General features: G+C 72.2%; 21 protein-coding genes. 6 read left to right on the top strand and 15 right to left on the bottom strand.

Going from position 1 to position 24,272, the window contains the following annotated elements:
- Positions 1-5 precede the first annotated feature (5 nt).
- The 7 genes from ileS to DLJ59_RS05860 all read right to left on the bottom strand — a co-directional run bounded on the left by ileS (position 6) and on the right by DLJ59_RS05860 (position 8,261).
- The gene (ileS, locus tag DLJ59_RS05890) at positions 6-3,152 is read right to left on the bottom strand and encodes an isoleucine--tRNA ligase (protein ID WP_244235841.1); all 3,147 of its coding nucleotides are present in this window, start codon (positions 3,150-3,152) and stop codon (positions 6-8) included.
- A gap of 280 nt (positions 3,153-3,432) precedes the next feature.
- The gene (locus DLJ59_RS05885) at positions 3,433-4,095 is read right to left on the bottom strand and encodes a hypothetical protein (RefSeq protein WP_124771488.1); all 663 of its coding nucleotides are present in this window, start codon (positions 4,093-4,095) and stop codon (positions 3,433-3,435) included.
- A gap of 20 nt (positions 4,096-4,115) precedes the next feature.
- Positions 4,116-4,907, bottom strand: a complete 792-nt coding sequence (locus DLJ59_RS05880) for a metallophosphoesterase (RefSeq protein WP_124771487.1) — start codon at positions 4,905-4,907, stop codon at positions 4,116-4,118.
- 332 nt (positions 4,908-5,239) lie between these two features.
- Positions 5,240-6,310, bottom strand: a complete 1,071-nt coding sequence (locus DLJ59_RS05875; RefSeq protein ID WP_124771486.1) for an ArsR/SmtB family transcription factor — start codon at positions 6,308-6,310, stop codon at positions 5,240-5,242.
- Between the two features lie 90 nt (positions 6,311-6,400).
- Positions 6,401-6,886 carry a hypothetical protein gene (locus DLJ59_RS05870; RefSeq protein ID WP_244235840.1) on the bottom strand — a complete coding sequence of 162 codons (486 nt, stop codon included), beginning with the start codon at positions 6,884-6,886 and terminating at the stop codon, positions 6,401-6,403.
- 90 nt (positions 6,887-6,976) lie between these two features.
- On the bottom strand, positions 6,977-7,696 hold the full coding sequence (locus tag DLJ59_RS05865; RefSeq protein ID WP_124771484.1) for a hypothetical protein: 720 nt from the start codon (positions 7,694-7,696) through the stop codon (positions 6,977-6,979).
- Positions 7,689-8,261 (bottom strand): RNA polymerase sigma factor, encoded by a 573-nt coding sequence (locus DLJ59_RS05860; protein WP_124771483.1) that lies wholly within the window; start codon positions 8,259-8,261, stop codon positions 7,689-7,691. Before DLJ59_RS05860 ends, DLJ59_RS05865 begins: the two co-directional genes overlap by 8 nt.
- Before the next feature lie 129 nt (positions 8,262-8,390).
- On the opposite strand from DLJ59_RS05860, the gene DLJ59_RS05855 reads away from it, so the two are divergent.
- Positions 8,391-8,726 carry a hypothetical protein gene (locus tag DLJ59_RS05855; RefSeq protein ID WP_124771482.1) on the top strand — a complete coding sequence of 112 codons (336 nt, stop codon included), beginning with the start codon at positions 8,391-8,393 and terminating at the stop codon, positions 8,724-8,726.
- A 73-nt stretch (positions 8,727-8,799) separates the two neighbouring features.
- Here the strand turns inward: DLJ59_RS05855 and DLJ59_RS05850 are convergent, their stop codons facing one another.
- From DLJ59_RS05850 to DLJ59_RS05820, 7 genes are all read right to left on the bottom strand, one after another.
- Positions 8,800-10,953 (bottom strand): FtsX-like permease family protein, encoded by a 2,154-nt coding sequence (locus tag DLJ59_RS05850; RefSeq protein WP_124771481.1) that lies wholly within the window; start codon positions 10,951-10,953, stop codon positions 8,800-8,802.
- Positions 10,950-11,630: an ABC transporter ATP-binding protein gene (locus tag DLJ59_RS05845; RefSeq protein WP_124771480.1), complete on the bottom strand. Its 681-nt coding sequence runs from the start codon at positions 11,628-11,630 to the stop codon at positions 10,950-10,952. Before DLJ59_RS05845 ends, DLJ59_RS05850 begins: the two co-directional genes overlap by 4 nt.
- Positions 11,627-12,151: a PadR family transcriptional regulator gene (locus tag DLJ59_RS05840; RefSeq protein ID WP_124771479.1), complete on the bottom strand. Its 525-nt coding sequence runs from the start codon at positions 12,149-12,151 to the stop codon at positions 11,627-11,629. Before DLJ59_RS05840 ends, DLJ59_RS05845 begins: the two co-directional genes overlap by 4 nt.
- 111 nt (positions 12,152-12,262) lie before the next feature.
- Complete coding sequence (gene crcB, locus DLJ59_RS05835) at positions 12,263-12,625, bottom strand: fluoride efflux transporter CrcB (protein WP_124771478.1); 363 nt, start codon at positions 12,623-12,625, stop codon at positions 12,263-12,265.
- A complete protein-coding gene (locus DLJ59_RS05830; RefSeq protein ID WP_124771477.1) occupies positions 12,622-13,095 on the bottom strand; it encodes a fluoride efflux transporter FluC in 474 nt (157 codons plus the stop codon). The genes crcB and DLJ59_RS05830 overlap by 4 nt, the downstream gene beginning before the upstream one ends.
- A gap of 64 nt (positions 13,096-13,159) precedes the next feature.
- Positions 13,160-13,918 carry a class I SAM-dependent methyltransferase gene (locus DLJ59_RS05825; protein ID WP_124771476.1) on the bottom strand — a complete coding sequence of 253 codons (759 nt, stop codon included), beginning with the start codon at positions 13,916-13,918 and terminating at the stop codon, positions 13,160-13,162.
- A gap of 141 nt (positions 13,919-14,059) precedes the next feature.
- Positions 14,060-15,280 carry an MFS transporter gene (locus DLJ59_RS05820; protein WP_244235839.1) on the bottom strand — a complete coding sequence of 407 codons (1,221 nt, stop codon included), beginning with the start codon at positions 15,278-15,280 and terminating at the stop codon, positions 14,060-14,062.
- Between the two features lie 137 nt (positions 15,281-15,417).
- Here DLJ59_RS05820 and DLJ59_RS05815 point away from each other — a divergent pair, with 137 nt between their 5' ends.
- The 3 genes from DLJ59_RS05815 (at position 15,418) to DLJ59_RS05805 (ending at position 17,877) form a co-directional block, all read left to right on the top strand.
- A complete protein-coding gene (locus DLJ59_RS05815) occupies positions 15,418-15,867 on the top strand; it encodes a MarR family winged helix-turn-helix transcriptional regulator (protein WP_124771475.1) in 450 nt (149 codons plus the stop codon).
- Positions 15,868-15,933: 66 nt separating this feature from the next.
- Entirely contained in the window at positions 15,934-17,241 is a 1,308-nt protein-coding gene (paaK, locus tag DLJ59_RS05810) for a phenylacetate--CoA ligase PaaK (protein ID WP_124771474.1), read from the top strand.
- Positions 17,242-17,310: 69 nt separating this feature from the next.
- Positions 17,311-17,877, top strand: coding sequence for a dienelactone hydrolase family protein (locus DLJ59_RS05805; RefSeq protein WP_124771473.1), 567 nt, complete (start codon positions 17,311-17,313; stop codon positions 17,875-17,877).
- A gap of 71 nt (positions 17,878-17,948) precedes the next feature.
- Here DLJ59_RS05805 and DLJ59_RS05800 read toward each other — a convergent pair whose 3' ends face one another.
- Positions 17,949-20,225: an adenylate/guanylate cyclase domain-containing protein gene (locus DLJ59_RS05800; RefSeq protein WP_124771472.1), complete on the bottom strand. Its 2,277-nt coding sequence runs from the start codon at positions 20,223-20,225 to the stop codon at positions 17,949-17,951.
- A gap of 194 nt (positions 20,226-20,419) precedes the next feature.
- Here DLJ59_RS05800 and DLJ59_RS05795 point away from each other — a divergent pair, with 194 nt between their 5' ends.
- Together DLJ59_RS05795 and DLJ59_RS05790 are read left to right on the top strand one after the other, a co-directional pair.
- Positions 20,420-23,317 carry a helix-turn-helix transcriptional regulator gene (locus DLJ59_RS05795; protein ID WP_124771471.1) on the top strand — a complete coding sequence of 966 codons (2,898 nt, stop codon included), beginning with the start codon at positions 20,420-20,422 and terminating at the stop codon, positions 23,315-23,317.
- Positions 23,318-23,455: 138 nt separating this feature from the next.
- A complete protein-coding gene (locus DLJ59_RS05790) occupies positions 23,456-24,226 on the top strand; it encodes a DUF5995 family protein (protein WP_124771470.1) in 771 nt (256 codons plus the stop codon).
- Positions 24,227-24,272: the final 46 nt, after the last annotated feature.

The following is a 24,272-nucleotide window of genomic DNA, read 5'->3' as shown; positions in this document are numbered from 1 at the left end:
ACCGCTCAGGCCCGCACCACGTGTACGACGATCTCGTGGCCGTCACCCACGGCGCCGGAGAAACCCTCCGACAACGCGTCCACCACGGTCAGCGTGAGCGCGAGGGTCTCGTGCGCGATGAGCTTCTGATGCGCGGAGATCGCTGCCGCCACCTCTGCCGGCGCGGCGATCGACACCGTGATCCGGTCGGACACCTCGAAGTCGGCGTCGCGGCGGGCCTGCTGGACGGCGCGTACGACATCGCGTGCGACGCCCTCGGCTGCCAGTTCGGGGGTGATCTCGGTGTCCAACGCGATCGTCGCGCCGCGCTGGGACTCCACCACCCAACCGGTGCGCGGCACCTCCGTGATCAGGATGTCGTCCAGGCCCACCTCGACCTGCGCACCGTCGACCGACAGCGGGTACGACCCGTTCGCCCGGGCACCGTCGACCAACTCCCGGGGGGCCACCGCGGCGATGGCCTTCGCGACGTGCTGGGTGCGGTTGCCGAACCGGCGGCCCAAGGTCCGGAAGTTCGCTTTGACCTGCACGTCGATGACCCCGCTCTGCGGGTCGAGCGGCTCCAGGACCTTGACGTTCAACTCGTCGCCGATGTCGTCCAGCAACGCCGGCGGGAGGACGGTGCCGGCCGGCAACCCCACCAGCGCCCGGCTCAACGGCTGACGGATGCGCAGACTGCTCGCCTTACGCGCGGACCGGCCCGCCTCGGCCAACGCCCGCGCCGTGGCCACCTGGGCCGACAACTCCGGGCTGATCACCGTGGTGTCGGGGGTGGGCCAGGTCGCCAGGTGCACCGATTCCGGGGCCGACGCGTCCCCGCGCCGGACGACCTGCTGCCACACCTCCTCCGTGACGAAGGGAATGAACGGCGCGAGGAGCCGGGTGAGGATGTCGAGGCACTCGTACAGGGTGGTGAGCGCGTCCGGGTCGCCCGCCCAGAAACGCTGCCGCGACCGCCGCACATACCAGTTCGACAGGTCGTCGATGAAGTCGGCGAGCAGTCGGCCGGCGCGCGCCGTGTCGTAGTTCTGCAGTCGGTCGTCCACGGCGGCCGCGAGGGCGTGGACCTCGCCGACGATCCACCGGTCCAACACCGGTCGCTGGGCCACCGGCTGCGCCAGCTGCGGCGCCCACGTCGAGTTCGCCGCGTAGAGGGAGAAGAACGCCGCGGTGTTCCAGTAGGTCATCAACACCTTGCGGACGATCTCGTCGAGCGGGCCGGGCCCGATCCGGCGCGGCGACCACGGTGAGCCGGAGCAGGCCATGAACCAGCGCACCGCGTCCGCGCCGTGGGTGTCCATCAACGGGATCGGCAGCAGGATGTTGCCCAGGTGTTTGCTCATCTTGCGGCCGTCCTCGGCCAGGATGTGCCCGAGGCAGACGACGTTCTCGTACGGGGACCGGTCGAAGACCAGCGTGCCCACCGCCATCAGCGTGTAGAACCACCCCCGGGTCTGATCGATCGCCTCGCAGATGTACTGGGCCGGGTAGCTGCGCTCGAAGATCTCCTTGCTACCCGGCACGTGGGGGTAGCCCACCGACGCGAACGGCATCGCCCCGGAGTCGTACCAGGCGTCGATCACCTCGGGGACCCGGGTGGCGGTGCGGCCGCAGTCCGGGCAGGCGAAGGTGATCTCGTCGACGTACGGGCGGTGCGGGTCCAGCTCGGACAGATCAGCGCCGGCCAACGCTCCGAGCTCCGTACGGGAACCGACAGCCGTCACGTGGTTGTCCGGGCATCGCCACAACGGCAGCGGGGTACCCCAGTACCGGGAGCGGGACACCGCCCAGTCGATGTTGTTCTTCAGCCAGTCGCCGTACCGGCCGTGTTTGATGTGCTCCGGGAACCAGTTGGTCTTCTCGTTCTCCCGCGTCAGCTCGTCGCGTACCTCGGTGGTCCGGATGTACCAGGATGGCTGCGCGTAGTAGATCAGCGGGGTGTGGCACCGCCAGCAGTGCGGGTAGGGGTGCTCGAACGGTTCATGCCGGAACAGCCGACCCGACGTCCTGAGCCGGTCGATGAGCAACGCGTCGGCGTCCTTGAAGAACACCCCACCGACCAGGTCGATGCCGTCGTTGAACCGCCCGTTCGGGGCGACCGGGTTCACCAGCGGCAGCCCGTACGCGCGGCAGACGGCGAGGTCGTCCGCGCCGAACGCCGGCGCCTGGTGCACCAGGCCGGTGCCGTCCTCGGTCGTGACGTATTCCGCGAGGACCACCCGGTGGGCGTCCGGGATGTCCACCAGGTCGAACGGCCGCTCGTAGCGCAAGCCCTCCAGGGCCGACCCGGGTATGGTCGCCAGGATCTCCGCGTCGTCGCCGAGGACCCGCCCGGTCAGCGGTTCGGCGACGACGAACGTGCCCCGCTCGGTGCGGGCGAGGGTGTACGTGACGTTGGGATGGACGGCGACCGCGGTGTTGGACACCAGGGTCCACGGGGTGGTGGTCCAGATCAGCAGGTCGACGCCGCTGTGTCCGGCCACGTCGCCGCGCACCGGGAACCGCACGTACACGGAGGGGGCGACGACTGTCTCGTACCCCTGCGCCACCTCGTGGTCGGACAGGGTGGTGCCGTCGCGGGTGCAGTACGGCGCGACCCGGAAATCCTCCACCAGGCGCCCGCCGTCGTGGATCTGCTTCAGTGACCACCAGACGCTGTCCACGTACTCCGGGGACATCGTCTCGTACGGATGCTCCAGGTCGATCCAGTAACCCATCCGCTCGCTGAGCTGGACGAACTCGTCGACGTGCCGAAGCACGGAGGTGCGGCAGTGGGCGTTGAACTCAGCGATGCCCATGCGCTCGATGTCGGGCTTTCCGCCGAGCCCCAGTTCCTTCTCGACCGCGAGCTCGACCGGCAGGCCGTGACAGTCCCAGCCGGCGCGGCGTGGCACCGAGAAGCCCCGCATCGTCCGGTACCGGGGAAAGAGGTCCTTGAAGACCCTCGCCTCGATGTGGTGGGTGCCCGGCGTGCCGTTGGCGGTCGGCGGACCCTCGTAGAACACCCACGGTGTGCCGTCGGCCGTCTGTTCCAGGCTCCGGCTGAACACGTTGTTGGCCTGCCACCATCCGATGACCGAACGGTCCAGCACCGCAAAGTCGATCTTGGTGGGCAGTGGCACGAATGGCGACTTCGACGGACCGTCCGGCACCGACGCTCTCCCTACACTCCACATCCGCTCACGCGGGCATCAGCTCACTGCCCACGCGGGGACGAAGCGCCGGGCATCTGGCCAGGACTCCGCGGTACCACCCCGCTTGCGCCCCGATGGTGCGGGCGCCGCTCAATTTTCGCGACGTGACGTGCCGCTACGTCCGGTTCTACTGAGGCCGCTGAGCTGCCCGTTCTTCCGGAGGCTCCCCGGTGATGGCCGGATCGGTGCCGATGCCGACCAGCATAGCTGTCCGTGCGCAGAGCCAGTGGCCGGAGCGCTAGCCGTGCGACCAGATGCGCAGCGGACCGGTGGTGGCGAAGCCAGCGGAGAGCGCCGGCGTCAGGTCCGCTGTGGTTTCGTAGCCGACCAGCGGCGCACCGGGAACGGTGGCGCACACCGCGCGCCAGATGTCCCGGGCGTCGCCACTGCGGGTGAACAGGTTGGAGACACCGTACGGACCGTCACCGCTGAGCACCGCCCCGCCGCTGATCACACCCCGGTCGTCGTGGCGGGCGAGCACCCGTACCCGTGGGTCGGCCAGGAGCGCGGGCCGGAACAGGCCCCCACCGCCCTGTGCCGCCGCCCAGGACGCCAGGCCGTCAGTGGTGGTGACCGGGCCGAGGGGTGCGTCGCGCGGCAGGTCCGCCGGTCGCCGGTGGATCCACTGCGCGTCGAAGAGCACACGGAATCCGTACCCGGACAGGTCGAGGTCGGCGAAGCTGTCCTTCACCGACGCGCCGGGCCCCGCGTCGATCCGGGCCAGCAGAGCCTCGGCGTCGACGCCTGGTCGCAGCGTGACCGCGTCCGGATACCACGGTGGCGAGCGGCGGGGGACCGACCAGGCGTCGGCGTCGGTACGGCCGGCCAGCCCGTGGCTGCCGCAGACGATGTCGCACCACTCGGCGTTGTTGCCGGCCGCCGTCCGCGCGTCCTCCAGCACGTCAGGGAGCTTAGCCGGGGTCAGCGAAGCCGGGTGAGCAGGATCCGGCCGCCCTCATAGACGCCGCCGTCGATGGCGATGACCCTGTCGTCGGCGTACCGCAGCGCAGCTGTGACATCCTGCGGCGCCACGCCGAAGTGCTTGGTGAGGGTGCTGTGGCCGTGGACGAGCACGTTGCCCCCGAGAATGCGCAGCATCATCGACACCCGATCGTCCGGGTTCGCCGGCACGGCGTCCCGAAAGGCACCCCGATCGCTCATCCGGCCACAAAGACTCAGCCAGGTCGCGGGATCGCTGGAGTCGAGAGCCGTGCTGACTGCCGCGTTCACGGTGGCCACACTGGAGCCGAGCTCCAGGTAGCGCGCGGTGTCGGAGTGCACCAGCAGGAATCCGTCGACGACCGTGACCGCGGGCAGCCGCGTCATCCACTCGACATGCGGTGGCGTCAGCTGATGCAGGTCCCTCTCACGTCCGCCGAACCGGGCCCAGCCACCCCGGAACCCGCCGGGCTCGTCCCAGCCGGCAACGGGCATGGTGCCGAACCGGTGCGCGGCGAGCAACTGCACCTCGTGGTTACCCAACAGGGCCCCGACGTGGCCACCCGCCGCACGTGCGGAGACGGCGAGCCGCTGGACGTCGTTGATGACGCCGATCCCGTCCGGGCCGCGATCGACGTAGTCACCGAGCAGCCACAACCGCGCGCCGCCCCCGGACCACTGGCCGGCGGTGTCGACGAGCCCGGCCTCGCGAAGTGCCTCCCAGAACTCGGACCGGTGACCGTGGATGTCCGCCGCCACGTACAGCGGTGTCATGCCGCTGCCGCCAGCTCACCCAGGTGAATCGCCGCATGCCAGTACGGCTCATGACCCGGGACGGTCATGACGTGCCGCGCCAGCTCGCCCATCGACCGTGACCTCCCGTCCGGTAGATCGACCGGCGCCGACCACCGCTCCTCGTCGTATCGGCTCAGGTCGCACCCGATACCCTGCGGACAGTTCCTCCTCGGTGCGATCCGCGGTCCGGTCCATCAGCACGTCCCGGTCGGCGGCCAACCGCCGCACCGTCTCGTCGAGCGTCACCATGGCCGCCACGGTAGGGGGCACCACTGGCCGGCAACCAATCCCTGCCAATCTTCGGCAGGGAATCAGCGACGCAGCACGTCGAGCAGGTCGGCTCCAATCGTCTGGATGGCGGACGCCTCCAGGGAGTACCGGACGAACCGCCCAGCCCGCTCCGCGCGAACCAGTCCAGCGACGCGCAGGGCGGAGAGGTGCTTGGTCACCGCGGTCTCGTCGAGGCGCCAGAGCCGGGCGATCTCCCGCGCTGACCTGGGTTCGACCGCTATCGCGCGGCACACCTCCAGGCGCGCTGGATGAGCGAGCACGTCGAGCCGCCGCAGGGTCAGTCGCCGATCGGCCGCACGCTCCGGCGGCGGGAACGGGTAGTGCACCACCACCGGTCGGCCCGCCTCGTCGGCGACGTACACATGGGGGGCGCCGAACACGGTGGGGACCAGCACCAGCCCGCGTTCGGACACCGCCACCGACTTGCTCTGCACCTTGTCGATGGTGACGCGGCCGTCCTCACCGATGGCCACCGCCGGAGACAGACCGGACAACACGGCGCGGAGGTCGCCACCTGCACCCAGGCGCGATCGTGCCCGCACCTCACCATCCAGCGCGGGCTCGATCTGGCACCACTCAGCCGCGAAGAAGGCCGACCAGCAGCCGTCCAGAATGTCGATCACGGCGGCCTGCGCCGCGGCGGGCCTCTCCAGGAGCAGGCGCACCGCCCGTGTCGCCCCAGCTCCCCGCGCCCGCGACAGCGCCATCAACTCGGCACCCACGCGATGGTCGGCCACGTCGGCGGATCGACCGCCCACCCGCAGCAGCGGCCGAAGCATCGCGGCGGCGAACTGCCCGGAAGGCATTCTCCGGAGTGCCGCCACCGCCTGAACCCAGTCGAGGGTCGGCGACAGCGTCGGATCCGCGAACACCGTCGCGCGGACGGCTCGCACCGCGAACGACCATGCGTTCACCTCTGCGGCCAGGTCGTCCGGCAACTCACCGAGGACTCGCTGCGCCCACTCCGCACGCTCGGGGTGATGCTCGGTGCCGACCAGCACATGCCATGCCCAGGCCAACTCCAGCAACGGCGAGACCGCGAACGTCACCGCTGTGGATCGATTCGCAGGGAGCTGAAAGGTGATCGGCACGACCACACCCTAAGCGGCGGTGACGGCGAGGACGGGCCAGGACCTCGCCGATCCCGCATGCTCAAGGGCCGTCGCTGAGACCGGGTCGGCTCAGGGGGCGTAGACCAGGTCCATGGTGTCGGTGTGCCCGGACCAGCTCAGGTCGAGGCGCCAGCAACCGGCCTGCGGCAGGTCGATGATCGACGGACCGGGACCGCCGGCGACCTCCCGGATCACCCGCGTGTCGGTGCCGTCCAACCTCGCGGTGATCACCAGGGTTGCCGGTGCGACCGGGTCGGGCGAGGTCGTGGCGGCGCGCGCCACCCAGAGGATCTTGTTGTTCGACCCGTCGTCGCGGACCTGCCGCAGCGGATGGGCGAACAGCACCGCCACGATGTCACCCTTCGCGCCGAAGACGTGCGGAACCCGCGCGTCGCCGCTGAAACCGGCGTCCGCCCAGTCGGGAAGGGACCCCGTCTCGACCCGGGCCGCGCAGGCGGTCGCGGTGCCCGCCGAGGTGGCCGCACCCGCCGTCGGCGCCGCGCCGCTGGTCGTTGTCGTGCACCCCGCCAGCACGACCACCGAGGATGCCAGCATCAACCTGCCCCAGAAACCCATCTCGCCCCTTCCGGTACCCGTCGACCACTCGTCGCGTCCTCATGACACCGGCCGAGCCCGGCAGGTTCCCTAGCGCAGCGAACGGGCGATCTCGATCGCTTCGGCCTTGGTGAGGTCGCCCTCCAGCCGGTAGCTCACCTCGTGGTCCTGCCAGATCAGGGTCGAGGCGGCCAGTCGGGCGGTTTCCCTGCGGATCCCTCCCGCCCGGTCCACGTAGGACAACACGTGTGGGCCGTCGACCCAGACGGCGAAGTCGTCGTTGACCCGGACCCAGTCCGCCCCCGGAGGGCTGACCTCCTTGTGGAAGGCCAGGTCGAGGTGACCGTCGAACGCGTCGACGCGCAGCGCGCCGTCGTCGTAGAGCAGCGTCGCCACCCGGTACCGGCCCGTGGCGTCCGGGTCGGCGACCAGCACCTGCCCGGGCGGGCCCAGCGTCGCCGGCAGGCGGATCGGAAACCGCACCGCCCGTTGCGCCTCGTCCAGGGCGACGACCCGCTGCCCGGGCAACGGCGACGCGCCGCCGCCGGGCGGCGGCGGTGCGGGCCCGGTGGCGATGCTGACCCCGGCGAAACGCAGCAGCCCGGTGACGACGTCGGCGATGGCGGCCCGCGTCGGTGGCAGCACCGCCACCAGCAGGGCGACGAGCACCGCCGCGGCGAGCGACCGCCACCGCCGCCGCCGGGACGCGGGCGTGCTGAGTCGTACCCGGACGCGGGCGGTCACGTCCGGCGGATCGGGGGTGTCCAGCCAGGCGGACAGGTCACGCAGTTCCCGTTCGAGGTCACCCATGCCGGACCTCCTCCCGGTCGAGCAGGCCGCGAAGCTTCGCCAGCGCCCGGGACGTACGCGACTTCACAGTGCCCCGGGGCCAGCCCAGCGCCGCCACCGTCTCCTCCTCGCTGAGGTCGAGGAAGAACCGGCAGACGATCACCTCGCGGTCCCGTACCGGCAGTTGCCGCAGCGCCTGCACCAGCGACGTCCGGCGCTCCCCGGCGAGGACCGCTCCGACCGCGTCGTCCTCGACGATCTGGGAGGTCGGGTCCGCTGCCGCGGCCCGCAGGACGAGCCCGTCGCGCCGGCCCCGGGAGCGGTGCAGGTTGCGGGTCTCGTTGGCGACGATCGCGAGCAGCCATGACCGGAAGGACGCGTCGCCCCGGTAACGGGACAGCTTTCGGTACGCCTTCACAAACGCCTCCTGGATGACATCCTCGGAGTCGGAGCCCGCGCCGAGCAGCACCGCCGTCCGGTGCGCGGACGCGGTGTGTCGGGCGACCAGGAGGTCGTATGCCTCCAGGTCACCGGCCCGAGCGCGGGTGACGAGCGCCTCGTCGTCCAGGGGAGCCTCCGTTCGCATCACCCACATGACACCGCCCACGCCTGGCGGGTTCCAGTCCTCGTCGGATCAGCTGTCTCCCACCCGGCATGCAGCGTATTGCCAGGAATCGGTGCTGCACTGGAGGAGCGTCGAGGAGAGGGGTGGGGCATGAGCTGGTTCAATCGGCGGTCACGGGGTGCCGAGGCGACCCCGACGAAGCTGGACCGGGAGGCGACCCGCGACGACCTCGCGGCGCTGGAGGCGTTCGTGGCCACCCGGCGCGGGGTGGAGTTCTACCTGGAGCCGGAGACGACCGCGACGGACACCACGGTGATGGCGATCGCCCACGACGGTGAGTGGATCCGTCGCCGTACCGGAACGCCCCGCGCGGCCGGGGCCATCGCCCGCAAGCACGCCGTGCCGTTGTACGAGGCGGCGCGCACCGGCTACCCGGAGCGGATGCGGACCTGGAGCCGGGCCCACCCGGAACGCCACGCCCGCTGACCTCTGCCTGTCCGCCGTCTTCGTCGTCGGCCCGGTGGTCGCGCTGCCGACCACCGGGCCCACGGTCGGACAGTCACTCGCTGCGGGCGGTCTCCGGACCGGTGATGCGTTCCAGCAGCGGCAGGGTGGACGCGATGACGCCGAGGCAGGTCGCCAACCCGACGACGATGATCACGAAGAAGCGCGGCTCCGGCGCGACGAGCGTGTAGCCCATCTGCGCCCGCAGGAACAGATGCGCGGCGAGCAGCCCCATGCCGATGGCGACCACGGCGACGGCGAGCATCGGTACGGCGCTCTCCAACGCGACCACCCGACGAAGGACCCGCACCGGTGCGCCGCTGAGGCGCAGCAGGCTGAACGGGCGTCTGCGCTCGGTGAGACCGCCGATCACGCTGACCGCGAGGCTGCACCCGCCCAGCGCGAGGCTGCCGATGATGACGACGTTGGCCAGTTGTTTCCAGCCGCGCAGGACGTTGGCGAACTCCGACTCGAAGTCACCGGGCACGTTCGGCGCCGCCTGGAAGGCCGGCAGGGCGGTCTCGAGCATGGTGCGCGCGCGCTCGATGGCGGCGGCGGAGCCGTCCGTGTCGACGATGATCGACATCACCGGCAACTGTTGGAGATCGCCGAGTGGCACGGACGCGGCCGGCCAGACCCGGGCCGAGGACGCCGACTCCCGGAAGGGGATGAGACCCGTGGCTACCTCGGCAACTGTGGCGCCGTCGGCGCACCGGCCGTACGCGCTCGGGATCTCGGCGCACGCGATCACGCCGGGCTCGCCGACGCTCGTCCGGTCCGGGTTCTCGCGCACCGCGGCGGCGGACCGCACGCCGGTTGTCGAGCGCAGCTCGGCGAAGAGCGAGTCGGGCGCCGCCGGTGCGTCCTCGGGAAGGTAGAACGACACCTGCCCCGCCTCGGTGGAGCCGACCGGTGCCGGGCCACGGTTCGCGACGATCGTGGTGATCACGCCGACGGCCACGCTCGTCACGAAGAGCGCGAGCATGATGCCGCTGATCGCCCGGAAGCCGGCCTTCGGGTTGTCGGCGAGGCGTCGCGCGGCGATGAGCGTGGCGGGGCGGCTGGCGTACCGGGCCATGACCCGGGCGCCGACCATCGTCAGCCACGGGCCGGCGAGGATGAGGCCGGCCATGATGAGCAGCAGGCCGGGCAGGAACACCGCGGCCTGGCCGTCGGACGTGGGAGGCCGGAAGCTGATGGCGAAGAACAGCACGGCGACGCCGAGCAGGATCGGGATCAGCCGGTACGCGCGCGGTGCGCGGGGGGTGACCCGGCGGGTGACGCCCAGCGGCGAGATCCGTACGCGGCGCAGCGAGACCTGGGCCGCGACCGCCGCGCCGGCCGGAACGCCGAGCGCCACCAGCAGGGCGTCCAGCACGCCGAGCGACATGTCGCTGGGGAAGAACGGCATGCCGGTGAACGGGATGCCCGCCATCGGGCCGCGGCAGGCGTAGAACAGGCCGAAGCCGACGACGGTGCCGGCGACGGCCGCGGCGGTCGCCTCCACCGCGGCGACCATCGAGATCTGCCGGGGTGTCGCGCCGACCAGGCGCAACGCGGCGAAGCGCTGCTCCCGGCGGGCCGCGTTGAGCCGGGTGGCGGTGCCAATGAAGATCAACACGGGGAACAGCAACCCGCCGGCGATCACGCCCAGGATGAGGTTCACCGTGGCCTCGGGGAGGGCAGGGGTGTCGCCCACCCTGGTGACCTGCTGCGCGTTGGGCAGCTTCGCGACCTGCTCCGGGGTGCCGCCCGCGATGACCAGCAGGGTGTCCGGTGAGGTCAGCGCGGCCGGACCAACGGTGCCGAGGTCACGCCCCGGGTAGCGGTCGCCCAACTGGTCGGCCGGGTGGGCGGCCAGCAGTTCACGAAACGCGGGCGAGGCGTAGTACTCGCCGGGACCCGGGGTGGTCGGAATGCCGACCGGGGTGGGCGCGGTCGAGCCGGTCGGGGCAACGTCGATCCGAATGATCTGCTGACCGTGGAAGTAGTCCTGTCGGTTCGACCACCACAGCGGGTCGGCGTCGGCGGCCGAGGCGGTGGGATACATCGACGCGTACCGGGTGAGCTGGGCGTTGACCGCGTTGACCCCGGCGAGGGTGGTCAGCAGCAGCCCACTGCCGACCGCGACGGCAGCGGCGATGACGATCAGGCGGGTGAGCGCCTCACGGCCGCCCGCCACGGCGAGGCGGAGCCCGAAGCGGATCATGAGGCGACCCGGTCCGGCGCGTTCACGCGCCCGTCACGGACCATGACCTCGCGGTCGGCGTACGCCGCGATCCTCGGCTCGTGGGTGACCAGGATGACAGTGGTGCCCTGCTCGCGGGCAGCGCCGACCAGCAGGTCCATGACCTGCTCGCCGGTGAGCGAGTCGAGCGCGCCGGTCGGCTCGTCGGCGAAGAGCACCTGTGGCTCGGCGACCAGGCCGCGGGCCAGGGCGACGCGTTGCGCCTGCCCGCCGGAGAGCTCACCCGAACGCCGCCGCTCCAGGCCGTCCAGCCCGAGGCGCGCGAACCAGTCGTACGCCCGGGGGAGTGCCTGCCTGCGGCGTACGCCGCTGAGCAGCAGCGGCAGGGCGACGTTCTCCACAGCGGTGAGCTCGGGGACGAGTTGACCGAACTGGAACACGAAACCGAACCGGTCCCGGCGCAGGCCGCTGCGCTCGGTCTCGGCCATGGCGTCGATGCGCGCCCCGTCGAAGAGGATCTCGCCGGAGTCGGGCACCAGGATGCCGGCCAGGCAGTGCAACAGGGTGGACTTGCCGGAGCCGCTGGGTCCCATCACGGCGAGGATCTCGCCCGCCTCCACGGCGACGCTGGCGCCGCGCAGGGCGGGGGTCTGACCGAAGGAGAACTCGACGTCGCGTGCTTCGAGCATGACGCTCACGGCCGTACCTCTTTCCGTAGGGCGTCCAGTCGGGCGCCGGTCATCTCGATCCATCGGAGGTCCGCCTCCAGGTGGTAGAGGCCGTGGTCGGCGAGGAGCGCGTCGACCAGGCCGCCGGCGCGCTTGATCTCGGTCAGCTCACGCATCCGGCGCAGGTGCGCGCTGCGCTGGGTGTCGAGGTATTCGGCGGCCGGCCGGTCCAGCATCAGCGCGAGCACGACCTTGGCGAAGAGCACCGTCTGCAGGTGCGGTTCCGGGTCGACCGGCTGGGTCAGCCACTGTTCGACCTCGGTCGCGCCGACGTCGGTGATGATGTAGCGCTTGCGGTCGGGGCCGGCGCCGGGTGCGACGTCGCTGATCACCACCTTGCCGTCGCGGGCCAGTCGGCTGAGGGTGGAGTAGACCTGGCCGAACGGCAGTGGCTTGCCCCGGCCGAAGAAGGCGTCATAGTCGCGCTTCAGGTCGTAACCGTGGCTGGGCTCGCGTTCGAGGAGGCCGAGAAGGGTCAGTGGCACGCTCATGCCCGCACACTACACCGAGGGTATACCTCGCGTATATACCCTCGGTGTGTTGCGGGTCAGCGCCTGGTCCAGGCGTTGGTGTCGATGACGTGCGGCGCGGTTGGCGCGCGGTCAGCCGGTCAGGGCGCGGGCCAGCGCGTAGCCGACGGTGGCGGCGGCCAGCCCGGCGGCGACGCTGCCCAGCACGTTGGCCAGCGCGAGGAGCCGATGGCCGCCCCTGGTCAGCCGCAGCGTTTCGTAGCTGAAGGTGGAGTAGGTGGTCAGCGCGCCGCAGAAGCCGGTACTGAGCAACGCGCTGACCGCCGGGCCGATCGGCCACCCGGCCAGGGCGCCGAGCAGCAGCGACCCGGACACGTTGACCAGCAGGGTGCCCCAGGGGAACGCCGAGTGGTGCCGGGACTGCACGGCCCGGTCGGTCAGGTAGCGCAGCGGCGCGCCGACGGCCGCGCCCAGGGCGATGAGCAGGACGGTCACCGGGCCGCCCGGCGCAGCAGCCCGGCGGTGGCGGCGTCGCCCAACCCGACAGCGACGAGCGCCCCGAGCACCGTCGCGGCGAGATACGCCAGTGCGGTGCCCGGTGCGCCCGCGACGATCGCCTGCTGGATGTCGACCGCGTAGGTGGAGAAGGTGGTGAACCCGCCGAGCACCCCGACCCCGAGGAACGGGCGAGCCAACGGGTGCCCGCCGTCGAGGTGCCCGAGCACCGCCATCAGCACACCGATCAGCAGGCAGCCGGACGTGTTGACAATGAACGTGGCCCAACCGAAGCCGGTCGGCGCGTGCGGAACGGCGTGTTGCAGACCGGCGCGGGCCAGCGCGCCCAGCGCCCCACCGGCCGCGATCGTGGCGAGGATCGTCGCGGGGCGCGCGGTCAGCTCGCGGCGGTCGGCGGGGACGCGCAGGTCGACGTCGGGGTCGGTACGCGGCTCGAACGGCTCTGGCACGACTCCTCAGCGTAGTACCGGCTCCAGCGGTGCCGGCTCCAGCGCCGTCACCGCACCGCCGGTGTCAGCGAACTGCCGCGACGGCGGCGTCCGGGCCGCCTCGCCAGACCGTGCCGACCTCGGTGAAGCCGGCCGCGGTGAGCGCGGCCAGGTGCCAGGAGACCGGAGGGATCCACTCGGGGCTGTGTCCGGTCGGGTAGATCGTGTGTCGCTGGGCGACGAGCGGGGCGAGCGCCGGGTCGGCGCCGGCCTGCTCCCACCAGTCCGACCAGGACAGCATCGAGCCGGTGGTGTACCGGGCGTTGCGCCGGTCCCGGGCCCGGTCCATCAGCCGCTTGGTCAGCTCCGGCAGGGTGTCGTCCGGCATGTGGTCGGCGTTGACGAAGACGCCGCCCGGTCGCAGCACGTCGCGCAGCTCGGCGTAGAGCTGCCCGAGACGGTCGGCCGGCAGCCAGTGCAGGGCGGTGGCGGTGAGAACGGCGTCGTACTCCCGGTGCGGGAGCGTGGAGTGCCATTCGGGGGTGCCGAGGTCGGCCGTGATGATGGTGGCTCGGTCGGCCAGCGAGGCGTTGGCGATGGCGAGCAGCGCGGGGTCGAGGTCGACCAGGGTCGTCTGCGCGGCGGGGAAGCGCGCGAGGGTCCGCAGCGAGATGGTGCCGGTGCCGCCGGCCAGGTCGAGCACCCGCGGCGGTCGACCGTCGAGGACCGCGTCGACGGTGTCGAGCATGGCGGTGAACCGGTGTTCCCGGTCGGGGAGGTAGGACTCCTGCTGGCGGTCCCAGCTCTCCTGCCACGCCCACGGATCCGCGATGTAAGGACTCATAGCGATCAGGCTAGTTACGGCCCGAGTGGGTTGTCCAGACCTTGTTGCACATAATTTGCAACTGCGGAAAGATGGCAGGGGCGATGATCAGAGCGACGCCGGCCGGGCGGATGCCCGGCCGGCGTTCTCTTCCCTGCGGGGTCAGACCGTGGCGTCCACCAGGCTCGCCTCGGCCCGGGCCGGCTCGTCGCGCCGGGCCAGCCGCAGCGCCCAGAGGAGTACGCCCAGCCCGATGAGGGTGAGGGCGGCGCCGGCCCAGATCGGCGAGGTGTAGCCGAGCCCGGCGGCGATGGTCACGCCGCCGATCCAGGCGCCCAACGCGTTGCCGAGGTTGAACGCGGCGATGTTCGCCCCGGACGCCAGGGTCGGCGCCTGGTGGGCGTACCGCATGATCCGCATCTGCAGCGGCGGCACGGTGGCGAAGCCGAACCCGCCCATCAGCACCAGCGCGACGATGGTCAGCGCCGGGCTCGTGGCGGTCAGTGCGAAGCCGACGAGCACCACGGTGAGCACCGCCAGGACGGTGACCAGGGTGCGCGACAGTGACCTGTCCGCCGCCCGGCCGCCGAGCAGGTTGCCCGCGAAGAGCCCCACTCCGAAGAGGACGAGCAGCCACGGCACGGTGCTGGTGGCGAAGCCGCTGACCTCGGTGAGCGTGTAGGCGATGTAGGTGAACGCGCCGAACATTCCACCGAAGCCCAGCACGGTGATCACCAGGGAGAGCCAGACCTGCGGGTGGGTGAAGGCTCGCAACTCGCCGCGCAGCCCGCCGGCCGGGCGGTCGGCGTTGGCGGTGTCGCCCGCCGGGACGAGCAGGGCCAGCCCGATCAGGGCGACCACACCGATGGCGGTGATCGCCCAGAACGTCGATCGCCAGCCGAAGTGCTGCCCGAGGAAGGTGCCGAACGGCACGCCGAGCACGTTCGCGATGGTCAGGCCGGCGAACATCATGGCGATGGCGCCCGCCCGGCGGGCCGGTGCGACCAGACCGGCGGCGACCACGGCGCCGATGCCGAAGAACGCGCCGTGGCAGAGCGCGGCGACGATCCGGCCGGCCATCATCACGGCGTAGTCACCGGCGACGGCGGAGAGCAGGTTGCCGATGATGAAGAGCACCATCAGGCCGAGCAGCACCGGTTTGCGCGGCAGTCGGGTGACCGCCGCGGTGAGGGCGACCCCGCCGGCGGCCACGCTGAGCGCGTAGCCGGAGATCAGCCAGCCGGCCACCGGTTCGGTGACCGCGAAGTCGGCGGCCACCTCGGGCAACAACCCCATGATGACGAACTCGGTGAGCCCGATGCCGAAGGCGCCGATGGCCAGCGCGATCAGGCCGGGCGGCAGGGACTTTTGGCGTACGGACATGGTCTTCCCAATCGGAAGGAGGCAGATATGCAGCGTGTGCAACTACACGCGCCAGCAACGAAATACTTGCACGCGCTTTATATCCGCGCAAGCGTGGTAGCTTGGGATGCGTTCAGATCACACCGAGGAGGGCCGCCATGGGCATCGCCGACGACGCGGTCGAGATCCGCGCCCAGGGCTGGCGCACCCTCGCCGCCCTGCACGGGCTGATCGAGACCTCCCTGGAGCGCGCCCTGCACAGCGGCCACGACCTCTCCGTCGTCGAATACACGGTGCTCGACGCGCTCTCCCGGCAGGACGGCTGGCACATGCGGATGAGTCAGCTCGCCCGCGCCGCAGCGCTCTCCGGCAGCGCCACCACCCGGCTGGTCACCCGCCTGGAGCAGCGAGGGCTGCTCACCCGGATCCTCTGCGCCGACGACCGGCGCGGCATCTACACCGAGCTGACGCCGGCCGGCTCCGAGCTGCTCGCCCAGACGCGACCGACCCACGACCGGGTGCTCGCCGACGCGCTCGCCCGGGCGGAGGCCACCCCCGAGCTGGCGCCGCTGGTCGACGCCCTGCACCGGCTGCCCGCCGCCCGCTGACCCGGGCGACAGCCGGCGTACGGTACCCGCAGCCCCACCGGGACCGCCGCGCCAAGGAGGCAGCCGATGCAGGACCGCACCCCTCGTCCGGAGGAGCTGGAGCCGATCGAGCGCGCCGGCATCGACGAGCTGCGCGCCCTGCAACGCGACCGACTACGCTGGTCGTTGCGGCACGCGTACGACAAGGTGCCGCACTACCGGCGGGCGTTCGACGCGGCCGGGGTGCACCCTGACGACTGCCGGGACCTCGACGACCTGGCCCGCTTCCCGTTCACCGGCAAGGCCGAGCTGCGGGAGAACTACCCGTTCGGCATGTTCGCCGTACCCCGGGAGCGGGTGGCCCGCCTGCACGCCTCCTCCGGCACCACCGGCCGTCCGACGGTGGTCGGCTACACCCGCGACGACCTGCGTACCTGGGCGCGCCTGATGGCCCGCTCGATCCGCGCCTCCGGCGGCCGGCCCGGCGACCGGGTGCACGTCGCGTACGGCTACGGGCTCTTCACCGGCGGTCTGGGTGCGCACTACGGGGCCGAGGAGCTGGGCTGCACTGTCATCCCGGTCTCCGGTGGCATGACCGAGCGTCAGGTCATGCTGATCCGCGACTTCGAACCCGAGGTCATCATGGTCACTCCCAGCTACCTGCTGGCCATCGTCGACGAGATGCGCCGCCAGGGCATCGACCCCCGGGCCACCTCGCTGCGAGTGGGCATCTTCGGGGCCGAACCGTGGACCGAGGACATGCGCCGGGAGATCGAGCAGCAGCTGGACATCCACGCCGTCGACATCTACGGGCTCTCCGAGGTGATGGGTCCCGGCGTGGCGACCGAGTGCGTCGAGACCAAGGACGGGCTGCACCTGTGGGAGGACCACTTCTACCCGGAGATCATCGACCTGGTCACCGGGGCGGTGCTGCCCGACGGTGAGCGCGGTGAGCTGGTGTTGACCTCCCTGACCAAGGAGGCGATGCCGGTCGTGCGTTACCGCACCCGCGACCTGACCCGGCTGCTGCCCGGCACCGCCCGGCCGATGCGCCGGATCGAGAAGATCACCGGCCGGACCGACGACATGATGATCCTGCGTGGCGTGAACATCTTCCCCACCCAGATCGAGGAGCTGATCCTGCGGATCCCGCAGTTGTCACCGCACTTCCAGTGCGTCCTCGATCGGCACGGCCGGTTGGACACCCTCACGGTGCGCGTGGAGCGGCGGGCCGGCGTCGCCGTGGACGCCGCCGAGCGGGCCGGTGGCACGCTGGTGCAGCTGGTGAAGAACACCATCGGTGTGAGCGTGGCGGTCGACGTCCTCGCCCCGGACACCGTGGAACGGTCGATGGGCAAGATGCGCCGCATCGTCGACCAGCGGCCGGACGCCTGACGGCACTGGTCTGACTCCCACTGGGCGTGGCCACACCGGACGGCCGGTTGGCTGCGGCAGGATGACCGGATGCGACACGTCGTGCTGTTCCACTCCGTGTACGGGCTGCGGCCCGCCGTGCGCGCCGCCGCCGACCGGTTGCGCACCGCCGGGCACCAGGTCAGCACCCCCGACCTGTACGGCGTCCCGGCCACCGACACGGTCGAGGACGGCTTCGCGTTGCTCGACAAGATCGGCCACGACGTGGTGCTGGACCGGGCCCGGGCCGCGCTGCGTGACCTGCCACCGCAGACGGTGCTCGCCGGCTTCTCGATGGGCGCCGGTGTGGCCGGGGCGCTGCTGGCCGAACGCCCCGACGCCGCGGGTCTGCTCCTGCTGCACGGCACCGGTGGCGCCCCGGACGCCGTTCGCCCCGGCCTACCGGTGCAGTTGCACCTCGCCGACCCCGATCCGTACGACGCGCCGGACGAGGTCGACGAGTGGCAGCAGGCCATGGCCGACGCCGGCGCCGACCTGACGGTCTTCCGCTACCCCGGCGTGGGGCATCTGTTCACCGACCCGGAACTGCCCGAGCATTCCCCGGACGCCACCACTGTGGCGTGGCCGCGAGTGCTGGCCTTCCTGGCCGCCCGCTGAGCACCCGGCCGGCCGAAGTCTGGGTCAGCGCGTCGACCCACCCGGCTCCGCCCGCGACCGCCGGCGGAGCGTCAGGCGGACGCGGCCAGACCCTCCGGCCAGCGGACCAATGGCGTACCGGGCGTGATGCGTAACGAGGGCGTCTCACCGACGCCGACGAGCGCCCCACGCCGGGCGGACCCCGGCACGGCAGACTTCGCGTTGACCGCTGCCCGGGAACGGGCGACCTCCGACGGCCAGTGCCCGGCCGTGTTCCTCCGAGACGCGGCCACCGACACGGCCTGGGCCCTCGGCACGGCACCGGCAGACGCGACGACTCGGAGCCGGCCGGAACCCGGCGAACGGTCGGTCTGCCGATTCGGCGCGGCCGGCGCGGTGGCCATCGTCGGGGTGCGGGCGGGTCGGTGCTGCACCGGGCCGGTGACGCCCGGTCGCGACACCGGAGCCGGTGCCGCCATGACGTCGTCGAGGTCGGCGCGGGAGCGAACCCGGTCGAGACGCACGACCTCAGCGGAGCGCGCGGCCGCGCCGTCGACGACGACAGCGTCGGCACCGGCGCGGACCGCCTCGGCACGGTCGGCGGGTTCACCGCCGTGCGAATGGACGGTGTGGAGGTGCGGCGCGGCGGCGGCGCGGCTGGCGAAGACGGCCCGCAGGGCGCGGGGCAACCGCTCGGCGGCGACCTGGCGCAGCGCGGGCGCCGCGAACGCGTACCCGTCGACGCGGTGGGGAAGCAGCAGCCCGGCGGCGACCAGGCCGCGCAGTGCGGACGCGGACCGGCCGGGCGTCCAGCCGAGTGCCCGGTCCACGGTCGCACCGGAGATCAGGCCACCGAGGGTGCCGGCGGCCATCAGCACCGCCCGCCGCTCACCGTCGAGGTGGTCCAGTTCCGCGCCGACGGCCCGGCGTACCGCCTCGGGCAGCGGGAGCACCGACGGATCGGCGCCGTCCACCAGCGACGTGACGTACGCCGTCGCGTGGCCGGGGCGGCCTCCCACCAGCGGCAGCAGCCGGTCGACCAGGGCCACCGGCTGCCCGGCCCGGCTGAGCAGGTGGCGCAGCAGCCGCCCGGACTGCACCGCCGCCAGCGGGCCGATCGTCAGCCGTCGGGCCGGACCGGGCCGGGTGTCGGCCCACTGCGGCTGGTGCACGGTGAGCAGGGCCAGCGGCAGTCGGCGCTCCGTCGCCGCGCTGAACAGCGCGTGCAGGAACCGGCTCACCGCCGGCGCGGCCCGGTCCAGGTCGTCGACGGCCACGATCAGCGGCCGGTGGGCGGCCAGGCGCAGCAGGACCTCCCGGCAGATCTCCGCGCCGGCGAGGGCGGTGGCCGAGCCGTCCGGGGTGGTCAGCATCCGCTGGAGCGCCGGGACGGCGGTGGCCACCCTGGTCGGCGGGAACAGCGGCGTCAGGGCGGCGACGAGCCGGTCGTGCACCGCCGCCGGGCCGTCGCTGTGTCGGATCCCGGCGAGGCCGCGAAGCAGATGCGCGACCGGCGCCAACACCTGATCGGGGTACGGCTGGCAGGTCGCCACGCACCAGCGGACCGACATTCCGTCCACCGTGGTCAGGCCACTGGTCAGCTCGTGCAGCAGCCGGCTGCGGCCACTGCCGGTGGGGCCGACCAGCGAGATCCAGCGTGGTGTTCGTTCCCGGATGGCCGAGCCCAACTGGTCGCGGATGGTGGCCAGCTCGCGGCGTCGACCGATCAACGGGCCGTCGTGCCGGTCGGCGCCGGGGCGTACCGGACCGACGGCGTGCCAGAGCGGCACCGGCGGCACCCGGCCGGCGACCGACACCGGCGTCAGTTGACGCTGGGTGATCAGGCCGGCGGTGGCGCGGGCGGTGGCCGCGCAGAGCGCGACGCCGCCGGGTGCGGCGTACTCCTGCAGGCGGGCGGCGGTGGTGATCACCGCGCCGCTGGCCAGGCCGTGCCCGCCGGTGACGACGTCGCCCAGGTCGACCACGACCTCGCCGGTGGCGACCCCGACGCGGACGCGCAGCCTGATGTCGTCGAGCACGGGCCGACGGTCCAGCGCGGCCTGGATCTCAAGCCCGGCGCGCACCGCCCGGTATGCGTCGAAGCCGTCGGAGTGCCGAGCGCCGAAGAGGGCCATCACGGCGTCGCCGATGTACTTCTCCACCACCCCCTGCCAGCGGTGCAGCACACCGGCGACGGTGTCGAAGTAGGCCTGCTGCATCGCTCGGACGTCCTCCGGGTCGAGCCGGTCCACCAGGGCCGTGGAGCCGACGATGTCCGCGAAGAGAACGGTGACGACGCGTCTCTCCTGCGGTACCGGCCAGAGCGGGGTGACGGTCCGTTGCGTGTCGACGATGATGCTGGTGGTCATGGGTTTCGCACCGGCCTTTCTCCCCGCGGTTGCCTGATCACCTCCGGAGATTGGCATTCCTGGGCCGACGGGGGATCTGCCGAACGACGTATGTCGGCCACCTGCAACCTTTAGTCGCAAAGTCGACGCGAGGAGTACCACAAGCGGCAGACAGCCGTAGAACGGTGTGGGGCCCTGTGATTAGGCTGCGTGGCATGGCCAGCGATGTGGACACCGCACCGCTCGTGGGCCGGGCCGAGCTGGTGCAGACGGTTCGGTCCGCGTTGCTCGGTGACGCCGCGCACGGGCAGACCGCGGCGGTCTTCCTGACCGGTGAGAGCGGTGTGGGAAAGACCCGGCTGTTGGGTGAGATCGGCGACCACCTGCGGGAGCGGGGTGCCGTGGTGCTCACCGGCAGTTGCCTGGACATCGGCGACGCCTCACCGCTGCACCCGCTGTTGCAGGCGCTGCGCCGGTTCGACACCGAGGTGTCCACCTTGCACGCCCGCACCTCCTCGGCGGTGCGGGGGTTGTTGCAGATGTTCGCCGACGAGACCGCCGGCCCGGACGGCGCGGGCGCGCTGCTGGAGCGGGTCTCCCGCGGCCTGCACCTGATCGCCGAGGGGCGCCCGCTGGTGCTGATCCTGGACGACCTCCAGTGGGTCGACCGCAGCACCCGGCAACTCCTGCTCTACCTGCTCGCCGGCCTGGGTGATCTTCAGCTGTCGGTGCTGGCCGCGGTGCGTGCCGAGTCGTTGCAGGGCGCGCACCCACTGCGCCGGGTGCTCACCGAACTGCGTCGGCTCCGCACGGTGCGGGTGCTCGACCTGGCGCCGCTGGGCCGGGCCGAGACCGAGACGCTCGCCGCGGCGGTGGTCGGCCGGCCGTTGAGCGCCGAGGCCGCCGAGCAGGTGTGGCAGCGCAGCGGCGGCAACCCGTTCGTCATCGAGGAGCTGGCCCGCGACCTGCGCGATGGCCGCGACGGCCTGTCCGAGACGCTGCGGGAGATCTTCCTCGACCGGGTCGACGCGCTGCCCCAGCACGCGCACGCCGTGGTGCACGCGGTGGCCGCCGGTGTCGAGCCGGTGCAGCACTGGCTGCTGGCCGAGGTGCTGCGGATGCCGGAGGACGAGCTGATCGCCGCGGCTCGGGCCGCGGTGGCGCACCGGCTGCTGGTCGGCGCCGACGACGGCTACCGACTGCGGCACCGCCTCGTCGCCGAGGTGTTGGCGCACGAGCTGCTGCCGGCCGAGCGCTCCGGGCTGCACCGCCGCTACGCCGAGGCGCTGACCACGGCCCCCGGCGAGCTGCACCAGGCCCGGCTGGCGCACCACTGGCGGCTGGCCGGCGAACCGGCGCGCGCCCTGCCGGCGGCGGTGGCCGCCGCTCAGGAGGCCGAGCGGCTGCACGGTTACGCCGAGGCGCACCGGCACTGGTCGGCGGCGTTGCAGTTGGCCGCCGGGCCGGGCCCGCTGACCGTGGACCGGGTCGAGTTGCTCGAGAACGCCGCCGAGGCGGCCCACCACTGTGGGGAGCACGCCCGCGCGTTGGCACTGCTGGAGGAGCTGGCCGCGCTGCGGGGTGGCGAGGCGAGCTGCGCGCTGCACATCCGTCGCGCCCGTTACCTGGCCGCCGCCGGTCGCTCCGCGTTGGCCGAGGAGGAGTACCAGCGGGCGCTGAAGGCCGAAGACTGCTCCCCGCGGGACCGGGCCAGCGCCGCCGCCCGCCTGGCTGAGCTGCTGCTGCACCTGGGTCGGTACGCCGACGCCGGCGAGCGGGCCCGCGAGGCGCTGGCGTTGGCCGAGAACGTGGAGGGCTCGGCCACCGAGGTGGTGCTGGCCAGTTCGGCGCTGGGCTTCAGCGACGCCTTTCTGGAGGACCCGGACGCCGGTCTGGCGGTCATGCGCAACGCCCTCGACACCGCGGAGCGGGCCGGTCAGCCGGAGGACGTGGCCTGCGCGTACCTGCACCTGGCGGAGCTGCTGACCGGGCCGCTGAACATCCTCGAAGAGGGCGTGGTGGTGGCCCGTCGGGGTGCCGAGCGGGTCGCCGAGCTGGGGCTGGGCCGCACCTGGGGCACCCGGCTGCTGGCCATCGCCATCAACGGGCTGTTCCGGGTGGGCCAGTGGGCCGAGGCGGAGAAGGTGGTCGCCGCGGCGCTGCGGCACCGACCGTCTGGTGCGGACGCCGTGGAGCTGCTGCTGGCCCGGTGCCGACTCTCGGTGGGCTACGGCGACATCGAGGCCGCCGGTCGGGACCTCGACGCGGTGGCGACCCTGCTCGCCGGCGGTGGGGCGCGACACGTCATTCCGCTGCTCACCCTGCGCTCCGGGCTGGCCATGTGGGAGGGCCGGCACGACGTGGCGCGGCAGGCGGTGCAGCGTGGCCTCACCGAGAGCCGCTCCGACGACGTGATGATCCTCTCCGCGTTGGTCTGGCACGGCCTGCGGGCGGAGGCGGAGGCGCACGCCAGCCGCAGCGTGGAGGTGGACCCGACGGCGGTACGCCGGCTGCGCGACGTGGCCGAGCGGATGGCCCGCAAGAGTGCCGGCGCCGCCCGGCCGGTGCGCTCGGTGGTGGAGGGGTTCCTGGCGCTGTGCGCCGCCGAGGTGAGCCGCCTCGACGGCAGCGACCCGGAGCTGTGGGCCGTGTCGGCCGCCGAGTGGGATCGACGCAATCATCCCTATCCGGCGGCCTACTCGCGGCTGCGGCAGGCCGAGGCGCTGCTGGCCCGCCGCAGCCGGGTGGCCACCGCCGGCAAGCTCCTGCGGGAGGCGTACCGGGTCGCGCAGGGGTTGGGCGCGGTGCCGTTGACCTCGGAGATCCGCGAGCTGGCCGGGCGGGCCCGGGTGTCGCTGGACGAGCGCGACACCACCACCGGTACGCGCACCGCAGCGACCGAGGCGTCCGACGACGAGTTGACGGCGCTCACCGCACGGGAACGGGAAGTGCTCGCCCTGGTCGCGGAGGGGTTGACCAACAAGGAGATCGGGCAGCGCCTGTTCATCAGCGAGCGGACCATCGGTGTGCACGTGTCGCACATCTTCGACAAGCTCCAGGTCCGGACCCGCGTGCAGGCCAGCGCGATCCAGTTGCGCAACCAACGGGGCTGACCGACCACTCCTACGTATCCCGGCGCGTGTGCGCGCCGGGATACGTCGTTCTACTGATCCGGCGGGCCGGTGTCGGCTGAGAGGCTGGGCCGCGTCGACGACGGCACGGGGGATGCCGCCGACCACGATGGAGGAGAAATGATCGAACCGGTCTGGGGGCCCGTGCACCGGGACATCGTCGACCTGCTGGCCGACCATCCCGCGGACGTGCCGGCCGTGGTCGATCACCTGACCAAACTCCAGGACCTGCTGGTCCGGCTGCCACCGTTGGGGGCCAGTTGCCCGCTGGCTGACTTCAACAAGCTCTACCTGACGATCACCAGCAGTGTGCTGGACGGGCTGTACGACGACCGCTTCATCGACCCGGCCTTCCTTTCCCGGCTCGACGTCGAGTTCGCCGCCCGGTATTTCGACGCGATGCGGTTGTGGACCGACTCCAGCCCCGGCACCCCGAAGGCGTGGTCGTGCCTCTTCGAACGGATGCGGGGGCCGGACGCCCGCCCGTTGCCCTCGGCGGCGGCCGGGGTGAACGCGCACATCAACTTCGACCTGCCGTTCGCCCTGGTGACCACGTTCGACCACCTGGAGTCGGAGCCGGTCGACGGCAGCGACCAGCACCACGACTACCTCGAGATCAACAACATCTTCGCGGACAAGATCCCCGGCCTGCGCCGCGGCTACCTGGAGCGGTGGCAGCTGCTCATCGACATGCTCAACGGCGACATCGACGACTGGTACCAGGGGGAACTGGTCGAGTACACGCGCGATGTCGCCTGGCGTAACGCGCAGAAGATCTGGCGGTGCCGGCACGATCCGGACGCCCGCGAGTGTGAGCGCACACGGCTGGACGACAACGCCGCGGCGCTCGGCCGGTTGCTGCTCTCGCCCCTCGGGGCGTTCCTGCAGTAGCCGGGACGGGGGGCCCCCGCGCTCGGCCGCCCCCCACGGGGCGGAG

It is taken from the genome of Micromonospora inaquosa (assembly GCF_003857055.1).
GTDB classification, from domain to species: Bacteria; Actinomycetota; Actinomycetes; order Mycobacteriales; family Micromonosporaceae; genus Micromonospora; species Micromonospora inaquosa.
The sequence above is the reverse complement of the archived record's forward strand: the minus strand, read 5'-3'. Positions and strand labels throughout refer to the sequence as shown.

Bases quoted from the DNA above. Each gene is read 5' to 3' on its own strand.
- DLJ59_RS05880 (WP_124771487.1), bottom strand. From the start codon at position 4,907: ATGACACCGCTGTACGTGGCGGCGGACATCCACGGTCACCGGTCCGAG.
- DLJ59_RS05870 (WP_244235840.1), bottom strand. From the start codon at position 6,886: ATGCTGGCATCCTCGGTGGTCGTGCTGGCGGGGTGCACGACAACGACC.
- DLJ59_RS05865 (WP_124771484.1), bottom strand. From the start codon at position 7,696: ATGGGTGACCTCGAACGGGAACTGCGTGACCTGTCCGCCTGGCTGGAC.
- DLJ59_RS05860 (WP_124771483.1), bottom strand. From the start codon at position 8,261: ATGCGAACGGAGGCTCCCCTGGACGACGAGGCGCTCGTCACCCGCGCT.
- DLJ59_RS05855 (WP_124771482.1), top strand. From the start codon at position 8,391: ATGAGCTGGTTCAATCGGCGGTCACGGGGTGCCGAGGCGACCCCGACG.
- DLJ59_RS05850 (WP_124771481.1), bottom strand. From the start codon at position 10,953: ATGATCCGCTTCGGGCTCCGCCTCGCCGTGGCGGGCGGCCGTGAGGCG.
- DLJ59_RS05840 (WP_124771479.1), bottom strand. From the start codon at position 12,151: ATGAGCGTGCCACTGACCCTTCTCGGCCTCCTCGAACGCGAGCCCAGC.
- DLJ59_RS05825 (WP_124771476.1), bottom strand. From the start codon at position 13,918: ATGAGTCCTTACATCGCGGATCCGTGGGCGTGGCAGGAGAGCTGGGAC.
- DLJ59_RS05820 (WP_244235839.1), bottom strand. From the start codon at position 15,280: ATGTCCGTACGCCAAAAGTCCCTGCCGCCCGGCCTGATCGCGCTGGCC.
- DLJ59_RS05815 (WP_124771475.1), top strand. From the start codon at position 15,418: ATGGGCATCGCCGACGACGCGGTCGAGATCCGCGCCCAGGGCTGGCGC.
- paaK (WP_124771474.1), top strand. From the start codon at position 15,934: ATGCAGGACCGCACCCCTCGTCCGGAGGAGCTGGAGCCGATCGAGCGC.
- DLJ59_RS05805 (WP_124771473.1), top strand. From the start codon at position 17,311: ATGCGACACGTCGTGCTGTTCCACTCCGTGTACGGGCTGCGGCCCGCC.
- DLJ59_RS05800 (WP_124771472.1), bottom strand. From the start codon at position 20,225: ATGACCACCAGCATCATCGTCGACACGCAACGGACCGTCACCCCGCTC.
- DLJ59_RS05795 (WP_124771471.1), top strand. From the start codon at position 20,420: ATGGCCAGCGATGTGGACACCGCACCGCTCGTGGGCCGGGCCGAGCTG.
- DLJ59_RS05790 (WP_124771470.1), top strand. From the start codon at position 23,456: ATGATCGAACCGGTCTGGGGGCCCGTGCACCGGGACATCGTCGACCTG.